Source organism: Pseudomonas sp. GM21, from assembly GCF_000282215.1.
In the GTDB taxonomy this organism is placed as follows: Bacteria; Pseudomonadota; Gammaproteobacteria; order Pseudomonadales; family Pseudomonadaceae; genus Aquipseudomonas.
This window is the reverse complement of the sequence record NZ_AKJS01000070.1, coordinates 15,897-32,704: the sequence shown is the minus strand read 5'-3', so window position 1 is coordinate 32,704 and position 16,808 is coordinate 15,897. Positions and strand designations below refer to the sequence as shown.

Here is a 16,808-nt window from a genome sequence, read left to right as displayed (position 1 = left end):
TCGCGGCCGGACGCAGCCTCGCGGGCTTGGCAGCTGCTACAAGATGTGTATTGCAGGTGGGGATTATTGCCGAAGCGGTAAGGGTTTTTTCCGCGCACCGGGTTTGTGCCTTGCGCCTTGCAGGGCATAAGCTTCGCCCCCTACGACGAACGTCTCATCCTCCGATTTTCAGGAATGCCCATGTCCAGTCAGTTCCCCGAAGCACGTCCTCGTCGCTTGCGCCGCAACGCGAGCCTGCGCAGTCTGTTCCAGGAAACCGAGTTCAATCTGAACGATCTGGTGCTGCCGATTTTTGTCGAGGAAGAGATCGACGATTTCGTGCCGATCAACAGCATGCCCGGTGTGATGCGTATTCCGGAGTCGAAACTGGCCGGCGAGATTGAGCGCTACGCCCGCGCCGGCATCAAGTCGGTCATGACGTTCGGCGTGTCGCATCATCTGGACAGCAGCGGCAGTGACACCTGGAGCGACAACGGGCTGGTGTCGCGCATGTCGCGAATCGCCAAGGATGCCGTGCCGGAGATGATTGTGATGTCCGACACTTGCTTCTGCGAATACACCGACCACGGTCATTGCGGTGTGATGCACAACCTCGAAGTCGATAACGACCAGACCCTGATCAACCTCGGCAAACAAGCCGTGGCTGCGGCGCGGGCTGGCGCCGATGTGATTGCCCCGTCAGCGGCCATGGACGGGCAGGTCCAGGCGATTCGCCGGGCGCTGGATGATGCGGGTTTCAGTCAGACAGCGATCATGGCCTATTCGACCAAGTTTGCTTCGGCGCTCTACGGCCCGTTCCGTGAAGCCGGCGGCAGCGCGCTCAAGGGCGATCGCAAAAGCTATCAGATGAACCCGATGAACCGCCGCGAAGCGGTGCGCGAATCGCTGCTGGACGAACAGGAAGGCGCTGACGCGCTGATGGTCAAGCCGGCCGGCGCCTACCTGGACATCATCCGCGACATCCGTGAGGTTTCGCGTTTGCCGCTGTCGGCGTATCAGGTCAGCGGCGAGTACGCGATGATCAAATTCGCGGCGCAAGCGGGGGCGATTGATGAGGGTCGCGTGGTGCGAGAAAGCCTTGGCGCGATCAAGCGAGCGGGGGCGGATTTGATCTTCACTTACTTCGCGATGGACCTGGCCCTGGCCGGGATCTGATCCCCAACACATTCCCCCTGTGGGAGCGAGCCTGCTCGCGATAGCGGTGTATCAGTTGTTAGAAATGTCGACTGTCACGACGCCTTCGCGAGCAGGCTCGCTCCCACAGTTGATTTGAGTTGAATCAGGTAGCGCCGAAGTAAGGCCGAATCCCGTGATGCTGAAAATACCGCTCAATCACCTTCGGATCGGAACACGTCTCGGCAATCGCCACATACGTATCCGGCCGCAACAGGTAAAACCCGTTGCGTCCCAACCCCGCCGCTTCAAACGCCGGCCGCCAGTAGAACACCTGCAACGGCAGATGATGCTCATTGCACCAAGCGATCATTTCGTCGCTGGTGTCGCCATAAACATGCACCTGCCAGACCGGATTTCTCAGCGATTCAAAGTTGTCGCCTTCACCATCATGCGCCCAAGGCAGGCGATCGCCGCCGTGAACGTGTCCGGCGACACCGGTGCTTAATGGCATACCACGATAGTTCAAGGTGATCTGCGAGACAGTGCGGAACAGGAACTCGCGGGACGTCTCGAACGAAGCCATTTTGGGGATTAAAAACGGTGCCAGCCGTGTACGCAGTACATCGGCCATGCGCCCTTCGGCGGTGACGAAAGTGAACACCCGGTCGGTGGTGGCGACCAGCTTGCGCGCAAAGGCGATGCGTTCGGTTTCGTAGGTGTCGAGCAGATTGGCCTCGGCGCCGCCACTCAACACCGCCGCGAGTTTCCACGCCAGGTTTATCGCGTCGCCAATCCCGGTGTTCATGCCCTGGCCACCGGCCGGGCTGTGAACGTGGGCCGCGTCGCCCAACAAAAACGCATGCCCGGTTCGAAAGTGGTCGGCGACCCGGTGATGTACGCGATAGGTCGAGAACCAGTTCACCTGTTCGATCTGCACGTTCAGGTGTTCGATGGCCCGGCTGCTGACGTCTTCAAAGCGCAGGGTTTCAGCCTGGTCCGCGCGCTCGTCGCGCACCGTGCCGATCAACCGGGCGCGACCCGTACCAGCGAGGGGGAACACGGCAAGGAAGTCCGCTTCATCAAGGTCCACATGCAATTCGCCATTGAACGTCGGCCCGCTGGCTTGTACGTCGGCGACATAGAAAATCTGCTGATAGGTCCCGCCCGGGAACCCCGTGTCCAGTGTCTTGCGCACCACTGACCGGGCGCCGTCGCAACCCGCCAGGTAGCAGGTCTGGCAGATTTCCAGTTGACCGTCGGGCAAGCGTAGTTGGACGGTGACGCCAGCGCCGGAGTCTTCGAAATACTCCAGCTCAGTGTTGCGCTCGACGTGGATGCCAAACGCCTCAAGGCGTGTTATCAGCAGTCGTTCGTGCTCGTCCTGCGGGTAGATTTCGAGGAAGGAGTAAGGCGTCAGGCCTTCGCCAATGCGGCTCAGGGGCAAACGCGCCACCGGTTCACCTTTGACCCAGAAATTCGCCGCCGCCACCCGATGACCGTTTTGCACCACGGCCTCGCTAAGGTCGAGCTGGCGATAAAGCTCCAGCGTCCGCGCCTGGACCGCGAGTGCCCGGGACGTAGTGCCGGGGGCGGAAGTCTTGTCGAGAATCCGCACGCGGATCCCCAGTTTGCTCAACCACAGCGCCAGTACCAGCCCGGTCGGACCGGCGCCGACGATCAGTACGTCGCTACGAGTCATCAGCCTGTTCTCCTCGGTGCCTGGCTCAAGTATGGTCCAGTCGCAAAGCGCGGGCAGGCTGGCTGCCCAACGGAAAATGCCCCGACAGGCGTGTCGATGGAACAGGCTGCGACGGCCGCAGTCATAGCCTGCGCCATGCCATTGATCGTATGGTTAACCCGGCTCAACGGATTTGATGGAGCACCATGCAAGCCAATCGATTGATTACCGGTGTTGTGGCGCTGTTGCTGCTGGCCGGTTGCGGCACTCAGCGGACACAGGAACCGCCAGTGCGCAAGCCCGCCGAGGTCAAGGCCGAAATCGTGCGCCTGCTGCCGGCCAGCACCACGGATCGCCAAGGCTGGGCCACGGACATCTACGCCGCATTCGCCGCGCAGAGCATTTATCCGTCCACGCAAAACCTGTGCTCAGTGCTCGCCGTTACCGAGCAGGAATCCACCTTCCAGGTCGACCCAGCTGTGCCGGGCCTGGGCAAGATCGCTCGGGAGGAAATCGACCGTCGCGCCGAGAAAGCCCACATTCCCGACCTGCTGGTCAGCGCTGCGCTCAAGGTGAAATCACCCAATGGCAAGAGTTACAGCGATCGTCTCAACGCAGCGCGCAGCGAAAAGGAACTCAGCGCGATTTTTGATGAGTTCATTGGCATGGTGCCCATGGGCAAAACCCTGTTTGGTGGCTTCAACCCGGTACACACCGGCGGACCTATGCAAGTCAGCATCGATTTCGCCGAGCAGCAATCGCGGGGTTACCCGTATCCGGTGAAGGGTTCGATCCGGCATGAGGTGTTCACTCGACGCGGTGGCATGTACTTCGGCATTGCCCACTTGCTCGGTTATCCGGTGAGCTACACAGAACCGCTGTATCGCTTCGCGGACTTCAATGCCGGTTGGTACGCCAGCCGCAATGCGGCGTTTCAGAATGCGGTGAGTCGGGCATCAGGCATCCCGTTGACGCTGGATGGCGATCTGGTCCGCTATGACTCGATCATGGCCGGCACCACCGAACTGGCGGTGCGCAGCCTCGGCAAGCAATTGGGGATGCGCAATATGACCATTCGCAATCAACTGGAGGAGGGCAAAAGTCTCAGCTTCGAGGAGACCGAACTCTACCAGCGCGTGTTCGCGTTGGCCGATCACGCCGAGGGCCGGCCATTGCCCCGCGCGGTGTTGCCGGGGATCGAGCTGAAGAGCCCGAAAATCACCCGAAAACTCACCACCGCGTGGTTTGCCAATCGGGTCGACGGGCGTTATCAGCGCTGCATGGTGCGGGCTGGCAAGTGACCCGATGCAAAAAACAGGCATAAAAAAACCCGGCGGGTGAGGCCGGGTTTTTCGTTGAGTACTGCGGTAAAACCCTTCATTTACACCGCGCGGCTTTCGATCAGACGGTCGGAGCCACCTTCGGCAACGCGGTTCTGCATCAGGTGATCGGAGCCATCAGCGGCAACACGGTTTTCGATCAGGCGGTCGGAACCGTCAGCGGCAATACGGTTTTCGATCAGACGGTCGGAACCATCGGAGGCAACACGGTTTTCGATCAGGCGGTCGGAACCGTCAGCGGCTACGCGGTTTTCGATCAGTCGGTCGGAACCGTCAGCGGCCACGCGATTTTCGATCAAACGATCCGAACCCCCTTCAGCCACACGGCTTTCAATCAGACGATCCGAGCCGCCTTCAGCGACTACAGGTTGAGCAGAGGTAGCGGCAAAAGCGTTAACTGCAAAGACCGAGAAAGCGATGCTGAGGAGGGTTTGGCGTTTCATGATGGTGTGCTCCGGGGTGTTTATTGGTTGGTATGGAGCGGATGTTACGCCGAGGATTTTTTATGAGAACTTCATTGATGTGATGGTGAACATCGACGGTATTGATAGGCGGCGTGAGTGGCCCCACGCGGGCGGGATGGTTCAGTCGACGGAAGGTGCGGATGGGGTCAGCCGCCGCTTCTACACTGGGAGCGTGACCAGCAGATGACGCCTCTTATGACCCCATTCTTGTCTCGCCAGGAGGCCGCACCATGTACCAGCTTTACGGACACCAGAACTCTGGCGCGGCGGCGATAGAAGCGGCGCTGGAGTTGTGCGACATTCCTTACCGCTTTATCGACGTCGAGCTGTCCTCGGAGGCCGCCCAGACACTGGAGAAACTCAACCGGCTCAAGCAGATTCCGACCCTGCAACTGCCCGATGGCAGCGTTCTCACCGAAAGTGCGGCGATTCTGATTCATCTGGGGCTGACGTTTCCCAAGTCGAATCTATTGCCGAAACTGCCCGCTGACCGTGATCAGGCGATCCGGGGACTGGCGTACATCGTCAGCAATTGTTATGTGGCCATCGGCATTATCGATTACCCCGAACGCTGGTTGGCCGAGACAGATGAGGCGTCCAGGCAAAACCTCTTGGCCGGCGCCCGCGCGCGATTGCACTGGAGCTGGGAGGTGTTTGCCGATCAGTTTTCCGGCGAGTTGTATCTGGGCGATGAAGCGCCGGGCGCGCTGGATGTGCTGGCGGCGGTAGTGTCTCGATGGGCCGGCAGTCGAGAGCATTTACGCAGCGCCCGACCCGGTTTTTTCGCGTGGCTGGAACGCATCGACCGACACCCGACATTGGCACCGGTCTTCGCCCGGCATTGGCCGCCTGAGCACTGAAGATAAGGAGATAAACTGTGGGGCTTTTGTGGGAGCAGGGGCAAGCCCGGCTCCCACAGGGTTTTTCGGTGGGTACTAGTTATTCGCCGCGGATGTATTGCTCCAACTGGCGAATCAGTTCTGCCTGTTCAGCAATGGCTTCCTTGACCAGGTCGCCGATGGACAGCAAGCCAATCAGCTTGCCGTTTTCCACCACCGGCAGGTGGCGCAGGCGGCGATCGGACATGATGCCCAGGCACGTATCGACGGTTTGGTGGGTGTCTACGGTGATGACCGGGGACACCATGATGTCGCGAACCGGCGTGCCCACCGAAGAGCGGCCATGCAGCACCAGTTTGCGTGCGTAATCGCGTTCACTGATGATGCCCAGCACTTCATCATTTTCCACCACCAGCAAGGCGCCGACGTTTTTCTCGGCCATCTTCATCAACGCTTCCAGCACCATGTGATCAGGTTTGATCTGGTGCACTTCCTGATTTTTCTGATCTTTGAGCTTGAGCAGTTGGGCAACGGTTTTCATGGTGGCTTCTCGGGTGTTGTCGTTGTTCTTGAAGAATCGTAGACCCTGACGCGCAGGGCAAGGAAGAAAGCGGCAGATAACACTCAAAAAACGCCATTCAGCGGTTTTTCTTCGGTAAACCGCGTGGAAACCGCAGAGAGAAGTCGAAAGTGGCGTGCATGACCCGCTGACCCTTGATGACGCGTAGAATTGCAGCCTGAATCAATACGTGAGGTTGCAGTGGTGGATTTACAGCAGGGCTTCGTCCTGACCCGGCATTGGCGCGACACCCCGGCCGGCACGGAAGTCGAATTCTGGCTGGCGACCGATACGGGTCCCCGGCGTATCCGCCTGCCTCATCAACCGTCGGTGGCGTTCATTCCGGCCGTCCAGCGCGAGCAAGCGCAACAGGTGCTGTACGGCGAGAAAAACGTCGAGCTAAAGCCCTTGGCCCTGCTGGATTTCGAACACCGCCCGGTTCTTGGCCTGTATTGCCAGCAGCACGGTCAGTTGATGCGTTTGGAAACCGCGCTGCGCAAGGCCGGGGTCGATATGTTCGAGGGCGACGTTCGCCCGGCGGAGCGCTACATGATGGAGCGCTTCATCACGGCGCCGGTGATCTTTGGCGGTACGCCTGATGGCGAGGGCCTGCTGCTCGACGCGCAGATGAAACCTGACCCGACCTACCGGCCCAAGTTGCGGCTGGTCTCACTGGACATCGAAACCACCGCTCAAGGCGAGTTGTATTCCATCGCTCTGGAAGGCTGCGGCGAGCGCCAGGTGTACATGCTCGGGCCACCCAACGGCGACGCCAGCGCGGTGGATTTCCAGCTCGAATACTGCGACTCGCGAACCGTATTGCTGAAAAGACTCAACGAGTGGTTTGCCCGCTACGACCCCGACGCGATCATCGGCTGGAACGTGGTGCAGTTCGACCTGCGTATACTGCATGAACACGCCCGGCGCCTGGCGGTACCGCTCAAGCTTGGACGCGGTGGCGAAGAGATGCAGTGGCGTGAGCATGGCAGCCGCAATCATTACTTCGCGGCAGCGGCGGGACGATTGATCATCGACGGCATCGAATCCTTGCGTTCGGCGACCTGGAATTTTCCCTCGTTCAGTCTGGAAAACGTCGCGCAAACCCTGCTGGGCGAGGGCAAGGCCATCAGCACGCCGTATCAGCGCATGGACGAAATCAACCGCATGTTCGCCGAGGACAAACCGGCCCTCGCCACCTACAACCTCAAAGACTGCGAATTGGTGACCCGGATTTTCGCCAAGACCGAACTGCTGACCTTCCTGCTGGAACGCGCCAGCGTCACCGGTTTGCCGGCGGACCGCAGCGGTGGGTCGGTGGCGGCGTTCACCCACCTTTACATGCCGCTGATGCACCGTCAGGGCTTTGTGGCGCCGAACCTGGGCGGCAAGTCACCACAGGCCAGCCCCGGTGGTTTTGTCATGGACTCGCAACCGGGCCTGTACGAATCGGTGCTGGTACTCGACTACAAAAGCCTTTATCCGTCGATCATCCGCACCTTCCTGATCGACCCGGTCGGGCTGATTGAGGGTTTGCAGCATCCTGATGACAGCGACTCGGTACCGGGTTTTCGCGGGGCGCGTTTTTCCAGATCCCGGCATTGCCTGCCGGCCATCGTCGCCCGGGTCGCCGAAGGCCGCGAAACCGCCAAGCGCGAACACAATGCGCCGCTGTCCCAGGCGCTGAAGATCATCATGAATGCCTTCTACGGCGTGCTCGGCTCCAGTGGCTGCCGATTCTTCGACACACGCCTGGCATCGTCCATCACCTTGCGCGGCCACGAGATCATGCTGCGCACCCGACAGCTGATCGAAGCCCAGGGCCATACGGTGATTTACGGCGACACCGACTCCACGTTCGTCTGGCTGCGCCGCGCTCACGGCCAGGAAGAGGCCGCGCGAATCGGCCACGCGCTGGTGGACCACGTCAACCAGTGGTGGAGTGAACATGTGCGTGAGGAATACGGGCTGGAAAGCGCGTTGGAATTGCAGTTCGAAACCCATTACAAGCGCTTTCTGATGCCGACCATTCGTGGTGCGGAGGAGGGCAGCAAGAAGCGTTACGCTGGCTTGGTCACCCGCGCCGATGGCACGGATGAAATGGTCTACAAAGGCCTGGAAACCGTACGCACCGACTGGTCGCCCCTGGCCCGGCAATTCCAGCAAGAGCTGTATTCGCGGATCTTCCATCGCAAGCCTTATCAGGATTACGTACGCGATTACGTGCAAAAGACCCTCGCCGGCGAGTTCGACGAGCGTCTGATCTACCGCAAGCGTCTGCGGCGCACCCTCGATGATTACGAGCGCAACGTGCCACCCCATGTGCGCGCCGCGCGCATCGCCGATGACTTCAATGACCGGCAGGGCCGCCCGCGTCAGTATCAGAACGGCGGCTGGATCAGCTACGTGATCACCGTCGCCGGGCCCGAACCACTGGAGATTCGCAGCGCGCCTATCGACTACGACCACTACGTCACCCGGCAACTGCAACCGGTGGCAGACGCGATCCTGCCGTTCGTGGACGACGACTTCTCAACCCTGATTGGTGGGCAATTGGGCCTGTTTTAAGTCCAGCAACGACAGCGTCCAGGCATCCGGTATGCCGTGAAAATACTGCGCAAGGGCCTGATGAAAAACGCTGTTTTCTGGGGTGACCTGAGCAAACAGGGTCATTGACGAGTGAAACTTGAGGTCATCGGGATGGCCGAAAATCTCGGCGATCGAGCGCTGTTTGATGTTCAGGACCATTTCCGTGCAGGTTCGCAGTCGTGGACCCAGCAACGGATGTTCCAGATACGCCACGGCTTCCTCGTCGGAGCTAATGGCAAAGTATCGGGACATTTCGCTCCCGCCCAGGCCGGCCAGTTGCGGAAAGATGAACCACATCCAGTGACGACGTTTTTTACCGGCACTCAGTTCTTCCTGGACCCACTCGAATACCGGCTCTTGAGCCTTGATGAAACGTGGCAGGTTAAAAGCATCGAGCGCATCGGTGCTTCTCATGCAGAAACCCTCTGACAATACGTCGATGGGCTCAGACCATGGCCAATCGCTGTTTGCGTTGTGGCGCGTGAAACGCGTGGTCCAGCGCCTCCAGATCCCCGGGATCGAGCTGCAATTGCGGGGCTTGTGCATTTAAGTGTAGATGTTCAGGTTTGACCGCCTTGGGGATGGCAATCACACCGGTCTGCCGCAGAATCCATGCCAGCGCGACCTGGCCGGGTGTCACCCCGTGACGGGCGGCAATTTTTTCAAGCGCAGGATGGGCCAGCATTTCCCCGCCCTGACCGATGGGACAATACGCCATCAATGGCTGCCGCTGCTGTTGGCTCCAGGGCAGTAAATCAAATTCGATGCCGCGCTCTTCCAGGTTATACATCACCTGATTGGTGGCGCAGGCCGGTGAACTCAGTTCGTGCAGGTCGTCCAGATCAAAATTGGACACGCCCCAACGGCCAATCTTGCCGTCTTCACGCAGGCGTTCGAAGGCTTCAACGGTTTCCTCCAGGGGAAACTGGCCGCGCCAGTGCAGCAGGTACAAATCGATGTAATCGGTCTTCAAGCGCCGAAGGCTGCGCTCGCAAGCCAGGGGAATGCCTTGGCAGCTGGCGTTGTGCGGGTAGACCTTGCTGACCAGAAAGACCTTGTCGCGCAAGCCGCTAATGGCTTCAGCGACCACTTCCTCGGCACCGCCTTCTGCGTACATCTCAGCGGTATCGATCAGTGTCATGCCCAACTCGATGCCCAGGCGCAGGGCCGAGACTTCACGCGCTTGCGCCGAGGGATCCTCACCCATACGCCAAGTGCCTTGGCCGACGACCGGTACATTGACGCCGGCCAATTCAAGCGTGCGCATGTAAACCTCCTCTCTGTGCCTCGGTGAATACTGGATTGGCGGACCGTTGGCACCGCACTTTTTTGCTTTTGGTGGCTCTATCCTTGGGCAGCCGATGGCGATCCCCTCCGTTGGCCCATGCCAAGTTCAAGAACCCATGGCTCAAGTTTTACCCCTAATCACCCGAGCGATCCACCGCTGTTGCTTGCTCCTGGCTTACCTGGCGATGCTCTTTGTCACCGGTTGCAGCCAGCAGCAGGGCAATGACATCGTCAGCCAGTTCCGCGAAGGACGCCCCCAGGAGTTTCTCCAGACCAGCGTTGACCGCATGGCCACGCTGGCGATGCGTGACAACCTCAACAGCCTCTACGTGCTGATGAGCAAGCTCTACCTGCGCAATCCCGATGAGCTGAAGAAATCCGGCTTCCTCGACGCCCGAACGGCGGGGAAGCAAGTACGCATGGCCATCGAAGAGCAACAGCCACTGCCCACCCTCGGCGGCAAAAAAGACTTGGCGGCGCTCAGGTATGCGATGAGTCCGGAGTTTCTCGGTGACCGGGTCGGTGCCTTCATTTATGCCATCGGCAGCATGTTGGTGACCGCTCACGGCAATCGTCTGGAGTTCTACATGACGGATGCGATCAACCCGACGTTCGTCAGCAATGCCGCGCGCAACATCGAGATCGCCACGTGGATTCTCAGCCAACGACAAAACAAACAAGGCGAACCGTTGCTGTTTTCCAATGAGATCTCGGAGGAGGGCAGTAACCTGAGTTTTGCCGTGGAGTTCGGCAAGATCGTTGCGCGCCTGGATTTGCTGACGCAGATGCTGGACGAACGGTACCGACGCATCGGCTTGAACTACGCGCAGAGCCTGCTGTTTCTGAACTTCCTGCCGGTGCAATAGGGCTGACACCACTCCCCTGTGGGAGCTAGCTTGCTCGCGATTGCAATCTGACACCCACCATCGATGTTGCCTGATACACCGCTATCGCGAGCAAGCTCGCTCCCACAGGAATTGGGGTGGTGGTTACGTCTCGGATATAACGATAGTCCGCATCGATATAAGTGGTTATAAGAAAAATCGCTATGCTGCGGGCCAGATTTCTCCTGTGCTTTTGTGGACGTATCAATGGATTTAGTGAACATCGGGTTGGTCGTTGCCGGGTTGGTGGTTGGCTTTATTGTTGGCATGACTGGCGTCGGTGGTGGGTCGTTGATGACCCCGATTCTGCTGTGGTTCGGCATCAACCCGGCGACGGCGGTCGGTACCGATCTGCTGTACGCGGCGATCACCAAATCCAGTGGCGTGCTGGTTCACAGGAAAAACAACAACATCGATTGGGCGATTACCGGCTGGCTGACCCTGGGCAGCGTGCCGGCCGTGGCGTTGACGCTGTGGTTCCTGAGCAGCTTGCACACCGCTCCCGAAACGATGAATGCCATCATCAAACAGGCGCTGGGCTTCGTTCTGTTCGCCACGGCGCTGGCCATTCTCTTCAAGAAGCGCCTGCTTGAGTTCGCGCACAATCGCGCCGGCGGCAACTACAACCCCAGCGGCAAGCGCCTCAACGTGATGACGGTGATCACCGGCCTGGTGCTGGGCACCATGGTTGCACTGACGTCCATCGGTGCGGGCGCCCTTGGCACCGTGGCCCTGTTCATCCTGTATCCGCTGCTGCCGACCCGTCGCCTCGTCGGTACGGAAATCGCCCACGCCGTACCGTTGACCCTGGTCGCCGGGCTTGGCCATGCAAGCATGGGCAACATGGACTGGCATGTGCTGGGTTACCTGCTGATTGGTTCGCTGCCGGGTATCTGGTTGGGCAGTCATCTGACCGGCAAGATCTCCGATGAACTGTTGCGCCCGTGCCTGGCGACGATGTTGGTGCTGATCGGTTACAAACTGGCGTTCTGATTCCCACTGATTCGCCAGTGTCACTCGCGGGTGAATATCTCCAGCAGATGCCCATCAGGGTCATCGAAATACACCCGCCGTCCTCCTGCGTAATCATTGATTTCCTTCAGCCGCTGCTTGCCCGGGTCCGCCCACCACGGCTGGCCGCGTGCTTGCAGGCGCGCGAAGGCTTTGTCGAAGTCGTCGTCACCGATCAAAAACGCATAGTGCTGGGATGCAATCGGCGGCTCGTTGTTGTAGAAATCCAGCGACACGCCGTTGTCGAATGTGACGATCAACATCGGGCCGAAAGGCGTGGGTGCGGGCAGCCCGAGGAGATCGGCGAGGAAGTTCGCCGATACCTGCTTGTCGTGGCACCAGACAATGGTGTGGTTCAGCTGAGCGCTCATGGAGAAGTCCTCACGGCGGTTCAGGTGGATCGTTATGGCTTTGAGATTAGCCCAGCCTGTTGCGCAATGACCGCCCTGACCTAAGCTTGGGTCAAGGCGAAACACAATTGCGGTACGTCACCCGGAACGAACGCCGCGATGCGCAATCATTAGAGCGTGGTTATCAAAAGGAGATGCGCATGCTCATCAGGTTTTTGACCCTGACAACCTTGCTGGCTTTCGCCGGTCCCTTGCTCGCAGCCGAAAGCGATTCACCGTTGGACATGGACAAAGGCCGGTCCCGGCCACTGATTGTCATCGCGACCAGCACCGTCGACCCCGTCTGGACGGGTCTGAAAACGTCTCTGAACGATCCCGCCAACAAGGAGGGTATCGCCCAGCGAAATATCAGGGTGTACACCGTGCTGAACATGTTCGGGCAGCTCGACGGCAAGGATCTCGGTCAACAGGACACCATGGCACTGATCCGCGCCCTCAAACTGGGTGCGGGGGCGTTGCCCAAAGTGATCCTGATCGGCAAGGACGGTGAAAAGAAGCTTGAGAGTTCGGGGGAAGAATCAAAGTCAGTCGATTTGAAGAAGATATTCGAGACCATCGACGCGTTGCCCGCGGCGGAGAAAGAAGCGCCCCCGCCCACGGTAGCGACCCCTGTTGCAGCCGAACCGGCCAAAGATGCCAAAGGCACCAAGGCCGCCAAGCCTGGCAAATCGGGTAAAACCGCCAAGCAGCCGGAAATGCCTGATGACTGAACCCTCCTAAAAAATCGGGGCGTCCTAGGATCATGTGCGCTGGCCTGCGAAGGCTTCGGACATTTCCTGCAAGACGCGTCGTACTTCATGAACTGTTGCGTCTCCCTCACTATCGATAACCTCTGTCGGGCCGCTGCAAAATCAGCGGCCGGATGTGGAAGTCCGGTGGTTGCCGAGAACGCGTATGCACCTGTAAACACATGTTTGCGTTTTTTATGCCAACATTGTTGCTTATGGCAGCTTTGCGCAGGAGCACTCTTGAGTGCACTGGGTTTCTCTCGGTATCCCGGACTTCCACACCTGCGTACGGCTGCCACCCTCTCTGTGGAAGTGAGATCGGCAGTTTATTTAATTACCGAGGTTCTTCGCACATGAAAAAACTAAGTCCCAATCCCCCCCAAGTCTCAGCAGAAGCTGAAACTCTCGATCCCGTCCAACTTTCAGAAACCACAGAGCGCACCGTCAGCGCGCGTTTGCGAAACCCCGGCCACGCCGACCCAATTAGCCACGTCTTCACGATCACTCCAGACGTCGACTCACCAACCCTTCTATGTCATGCCTGCGAAACCCTGGCATCGCTGAATGTCCTGATTACGGATCTGGCCTGCAAGCTGGAAGGCTCGAAACGCAATGTTGCGCTATCGATACAGCAATTGGCGGTCATCGCCGAGTTGTTGGTGAACCAGGCGCTGGATAATGTTGACCCACCCGAAGGTGCGCCTGTCGTTCATCCACCTGTACGGCATTGAGAGGGGGGGATCACTGATGGCTAGATACATGCCGATTACGGGCATCGATTGCCAAATTGCTTCGTTGCTGATTGATACGGATGCTCCGGTGGATGTGTTACATGAAACCGCAGCGTATCGCATTCGTAGCGTGACCCAACTGCTGGAAACCTTGTCCGTCGCGGAGGGAGTGGGCCGTGATGCTTTGCTGTTACAGGATTTTGCGCGGGTGTTGGCGATTCCGCTGCGCGACGGTTGTGATTTGATGGATGTCATCGGACGACGATTGCAGCCTCAGTAACGACAATGGGCGATCTAAACAATCGCCCATTTTTTTTGCGCGTGAAGTATCCGTCTTTGCTGGCTTCGGAAGTTTCATTCAAGTTGCGTAGCACTTGATGAACTAGTGCCCTACAGCGCACACCGTTAGCCTTCATGGAAGTCCGCGATATTTAGGGACTTAAGGACGAAAACATCCGTGGAAAGAAGGAGCCTCGCCTGTGAAAAAGTTCAACAAGTCTCAACTACTGCAAACCCAAATCCAAGCCGATAATACTGCCCCTGCGAAAGTGTGCGATACCGCGAAAACGGTGGTCACTCCGCATCCCAAGCATATTCCCTCGCCCCGGCAGATATTCGCCATTATCCCCGGCGTCGACACACTGACCCTGCTGAATGAGGCCTGCGAAATGCTCGCCACCCTGAATGTTCTGATCGCCAATTTTGCCAGCAAGCTGGACGGCCCGAATCTCAATGTACTGCTGTCGATCCAGCAGTTGGCGACGGTCGCCGAGATGTCGCTGAATCAGGTGCGAGACAATCTTTATCCGCGAGACGATGCACCTGCCAGCCAGACGCCGACCTGGCATTGAGCAAACGCAATAACGACAATGGGCGACCTTGAAGGGGTCGCCCATTTTTCGTCGATTCCGAATCCTCGCCACCGTCAAGCGCAGTGGATTACTCCATCAAGGCGTTCAATATCGTGTGGGCGATCTTGATTCGCTCCGGGTTCGGGTAGTTTTTGTTCGCCAGAATCACGATGCCAATGTCCTTCGAGGGGACAAATGCGATGTAGGCACCGAAGCCGCCGGTTGAACCGGTTTTGTTGATCCACACGCTTTCTTGTTCAGCTTGCGGTGGATTGAGCCAATGGACGGTATGAGCGTTCATCGCCATCTCCGTCGAGTTCCCGGCGAGCAGTCGATCCAGCGTGACCGGGTAAGGGTAGAGCTCCCAACCCAGCCCCTGTGTCATGTCGCCCACGGTGTAATAACCGGTATGGGTTGTGGCGATGGCTTGCTGCAACGGCTTTTCCAGTTTGCCGGGTTTCATGTTCGCATCAACATAACGCAGCAGGTCCGAGGTGCTGGTTTTCACGCCGTAGGCTTCGGAGTCCAGCGCGCCCGGCCCGACGCGCACGGGCTTGTCTTCCTTGTTGTAACCCTGAGCGTATAGCCCCATCTGGTCTTGGGGGACCGTGAGGTAGGTGTGCTTCAGGCCAAGTTTCGGTAATAGGGTCTTTTCCATCAGGACATCGAACGGCTGACCCATGCTGTAGGCGGCGAGGTAACCGGACAGCCCTATGCTTGGGTTCGAATACTGGCGATGGGTGCCCGCCGGATAAACCGGTGTCCACTGCTTGAAGTAACCCAGCATTGTCTCTGGATGGTCAGCTTCACTAGGGAACTGCAGCGGTAATCCGCCGGCGGTGTAGGTCCCCAGTTGCAGCACGCTGATGTGGTCGAATGCACTGCCTCGCAATATCGGCAAAACAGCGCTGGCAGGTTCGGACAGGGATAGTTTGCCGTTGGCCTGCGCGTAAGCGGCCAGCGTGGCAGTGAAGGTTTTGCTGACCGAGCCGATTTCGAACAGGGTGTTCTGGCTGACCGGTCTGCGGTTCTCTTTGGACGTTACACCGTAATTAAAGTAATGCGGCTGGCCATTTTGGGTGATCGCCACAGCGAGCCCGGTAATGTTTTGTTGCTGCATCACCGGAACGACGGCGGCATTGACCAGCGTTTCGAGCTGCTGCTCGGACGGTGTCGCGGCGATGCACGGCGCTGCGCCGAGGGTGAGTGCAAAAGCACTGTAGAGCCCAAGCCTTGGCAGTTTGTCTGTGTACATGTCTGATCCACTCTTCATGAGTTGTGATGATGGTAACCCGCTACACTCCATGCGCTCATGCAAAACGGGCTAGCGAACAGGCGGGCCAAATCTAGGCAGTCTGCCGAGCGTCGGCAAACGACGATATTTCGGGCTAGCCATTAGAAAAACTATGGAGTCGGCATGATTCGTCCTCACTTGCCACTGAATGCATTGCGCGCTTTCGAGGCATCCGCACGTCATTTGAGTTTCACACGCGCGGCAGTGGAGTTGTTCGTCACGCCAGCGGCAGTGAGTCATCAGGTCAAAAGTCTTGAAGCCCAGTTGAATGTGACGCTGTTCAAGCGCTTGCCACGCGGGCTGCTGCTGACCAGTGAAGGTGAAACCTTGCTGCCGGTGTTGCGCGAGTCTTTCGATCGAATCGCCGAAACGCTTGAGCGCTTTGAAGGTGGACACTATCGAGAGGTGTTGACGGTGGGAGCAGTGGGGACCTTTGCGGTCGGTTGGCTGTTGCCACGGCTGGCGGACTTCCAGGCGAAACATCCATTTATAGATTTACGACTGTCGACCAATAACAACCGGGTGGATGTGGCCGCTGAAGGTCTGGATTACGCGATTCGATTTGGTGCTGGCGCGTGGCACGGGATTGAAGCGCTGCGGTTGATCGATGCGCCGTTGTCGGTGTTGTGCGTTCCCGAACTCGCCCGGCAATTGCGATCGCCTGAGGATCTGCTGAAACAGACCTTGTTACGTTCCTATCGCACAGACGAATGGCCTGAGTGGTTTTTGGCCTGTGGGTTGCCAGCCAATGCGCCGTCCGCCAAGAGCATTGTTTTCGATTCTTCGCTGGCGATGATGGAAGCCGCACTCCAAGGCGCCGGCATTGCGTTGGCGCCGCCCCTGATGTTTTCTCGGCAATTGGCTTCGGGTGCCATCGAACAACCTTTTGGCATCGGAATCACCACCGGTAGCTACTGGCTGACCCGCTTGCAGTCGCGCACAGAAACGGCGGCGATGACGGCGTTCAAAGACTGGCTAGTCCAATCAGTCGAGATGGATTAGCGAACGCCACACTGGCGGGCAACCTCCC

Annotated in this window: 18 protein-coding genes; 11 read left to right on the top strand and 7 right to left on the bottom strand. The window is 58.6% G+C overall.

Annotation, left to right across the window (positions count from 1 at the left end):
* Positions 1-180: 180 nt before the first annotated feature.
* Positions 181-1,155: a porphobilinogen synthase gene (gene hemB, locus PMI22_RS19185; protein WP_007944803.1), complete on the top strand. Its 975-nt coding sequence runs from the start codon at positions 181-183 to the stop codon at positions 1,153-1,155.
* A 124-nt stretch (positions 1,156-1,279) separates the two neighbouring features.
* Here hemB and PMI22_RS19190 read toward each other — a convergent pair whose 3' ends face one another.
* Entirely contained in the window at positions 1,280-2,815 is a 1,536-nt protein-coding gene (locus PMI22_RS19190) for an FAD-dependent oxidoreductase (protein WP_007944802.1), read from the bottom strand.
* A gap of 185 nt (positions 2,816-3,000) precedes the next feature.
* Between PMI22_RS19190 and PMI22_RS19195 the strand changes: the two genes are divergently transcribed.
* On the top strand, positions 3,001-4,095 hold the full coding sequence (locus PMI22_RS19195; protein ID WP_007944801.1) for a DUF1615 domain-containing protein: 1,095 nt from the start codon (positions 3,001-3,003) through the stop codon (positions 4,093-4,095).
* A gap of 80 nt (positions 4,096-4,175) precedes the next feature.
* Here the strand turns inward: PMI22_RS19195 and PMI22_RS19200 are convergent, their stop codons facing one another.
* The gene (locus tag PMI22_RS19200; RefSeq protein WP_007944800.1) at positions 4,176-4,577 is read right to left on the bottom strand and encodes a hypothetical protein; all 402 of its coding nucleotides are present in this window, start codon (positions 4,575-4,577) and stop codon (positions 4,176-4,178) included.
* A gap of 251 nt (positions 4,578-4,828) precedes the next feature.
* Between PMI22_RS19200 and PMI22_RS19205 the strand changes: the two genes are divergently transcribed.
* Positions 4,829-5,458, top strand: coding sequence for a glutathione S-transferase N-terminal domain-containing protein (locus PMI22_RS19205; RefSeq protein ID WP_007944799.1), 630 nt, complete (start codon positions 4,829-4,831; stop codon positions 5,456-5,458).
* Between the two features lie 79 nt (positions 5,459-5,537).
* On the opposite strand, the gene PMI22_RS19210 is transcribed toward PMI22_RS19205, so the two are convergent.
* Positions 5,538-5,978, bottom strand: a complete 441-nt coding sequence (locus tag PMI22_RS19210) for a CBS domain-containing protein (RefSeq protein WP_007944798.1) — start codon at positions 5,976-5,978, stop codon at positions 5,538-5,540.
* Between the two features lie 222 nt (positions 5,979-6,200).
* Between PMI22_RS19210 and PMI22_RS19215 the strand changes: the two genes are divergently transcribed.
* The gene (locus PMI22_RS19215) at positions 6,201-8,561 is read left to right on the top strand and encodes a DNA polymerase II (RefSeq protein WP_162131641.1); all 2,361 of its coding nucleotides are present in this window, start codon (positions 6,201-6,203) and stop codon (positions 8,559-8,561) included.
* On the opposite strand, the gene PMI22_RS19220 is transcribed toward PMI22_RS19215, so the two are convergent.
* Both PMI22_RS19220 and PMI22_RS19225 read right to left on the bottom strand, forming a co-directional pair.
* On the bottom strand, positions 8,526-8,996 hold the full coding sequence (locus PMI22_RS19220; RefSeq protein ID WP_007944795.1) for a DUF1810 domain-containing protein: 471 nt from the start codon (positions 8,994-8,996) through the stop codon (positions 8,526-8,528). The two genes, PMI22_RS19215 and PMI22_RS19220, sit on opposite strands and share 36 nt — an antisense overlap.
* A 31-nt stretch (positions 8,997-9,027) precedes the next feature.
* Complete coding sequence (locus tag PMI22_RS19225) at positions 9,028-9,849, bottom strand: aldo/keto reductase (protein WP_007944792.1); 822 nt, start codon at positions 9,847-9,849, stop codon at positions 9,028-9,030.
* 136 nt (positions 9,850-9,985) lie between these two features.
* On the opposite strand from PMI22_RS19225, the gene PMI22_RS19230 reads away from it, so the two are divergent.
* Positions 9,986-10,735 carry a hypothetical protein gene (locus PMI22_RS19230; protein WP_007944791.1) on the top strand — a complete coding sequence of 250 codons (750 nt, stop codon included), beginning with the start codon at positions 9,986-9,988 and terminating at the stop codon, positions 10,733-10,735.
* Positions 10,736-10,960: 225 nt separating this feature from the next.
* On the top strand, positions 10,961-11,746 hold the full coding sequence (locus tag PMI22_RS19235; RefSeq protein WP_007944787.1) for a sulfite exporter TauE/SafE family protein: 786 nt from the start codon (positions 10,961-10,963) through the stop codon (positions 11,744-11,746).
* A gap of 20 nt (positions 11,747-11,766) precedes the next feature.
* Here the strand turns inward: PMI22_RS19235 and PMI22_RS19240 are convergent, their stop codons facing one another.
* The gene (locus PMI22_RS19240; protein ID WP_007944786.1) at positions 11,767-12,135 is read right to left on the bottom strand and encodes a VOC family protein; all 369 of its coding nucleotides are present in this window, start codon (positions 12,133-12,135) and stop codon (positions 11,767-11,769) included.
* 179 nt (positions 12,136-12,314) lie between these two features.
* Between PMI22_RS19240 and PMI22_RS19245 the strand changes: the two genes are divergently transcribed.
* The 4 genes from PMI22_RS19245 to PMI22_RS19250 all read left to right on the top strand — a co-directional run bounded on the left by PMI22_RS19245 (position 12,315) and on the right by PMI22_RS19250 (position 14,484).
* Positions 12,315-12,884, top strand: a complete 570-nt coding sequence (locus tag PMI22_RS19245; RefSeq protein WP_007944785.1) for a DUF4174 domain-containing protein — start codon at positions 12,315-12,317, stop codon at positions 12,882-12,884.
* A 371-nt stretch (positions 12,885-13,255) separates the two neighbouring features.
* Positions 13,256-13,633: a DUF6124 family protein gene (locus tag PMI22_RS30455; protein WP_007944784.1), complete on the top strand. Its 378-nt coding sequence runs from the start codon at positions 13,256-13,258 to the stop codon at positions 13,631-13,633.
* Between the two features lie 16 nt (positions 13,634-13,649).
* A complete protein-coding gene (locus PMI22_RS0129295) occupies positions 13,650-13,913 on the top strand; it encodes a hypothetical protein (protein WP_033049088.1) in 264 nt (87 codons plus the stop codon).
* A gap of 199 nt (positions 13,914-14,112) precedes the next feature.
* A complete protein-coding gene (locus tag PMI22_RS19250; RefSeq protein ID WP_007944782.1) occupies positions 14,113-14,484 on the top strand; it encodes a DUF6124 family protein in 372 nt (123 codons plus the stop codon).
* A gap of 88 nt (positions 14,485-14,572) precedes the next feature.
* On the opposite strand, the gene ampC is transcribed toward PMI22_RS19250, so the two are convergent.
* Positions 14,573-15,739, bottom strand: a complete 1,167-nt coding sequence (gene ampC / locus PMI22_RS19255; protein ID WP_007944781.1) for a class C beta-lactamase — start codon at positions 15,737-15,739, stop codon at positions 14,573-14,575.
* Between the two features lie 162 nt (positions 15,740-15,901).
* Here ampC and PMI22_RS19260 point away from each other — a divergent pair, with 162 nt between their 5' ends.
* A complete protein-coding gene (locus tag PMI22_RS19260; RefSeq protein WP_007944779.1) occupies positions 15,902-16,780 on the top strand; it encodes a LysR family transcriptional regulator in 879 nt (292 codons plus the stop codon).
* Positions 16,781-16,808 lie beyond the last annotated feature (28 nt).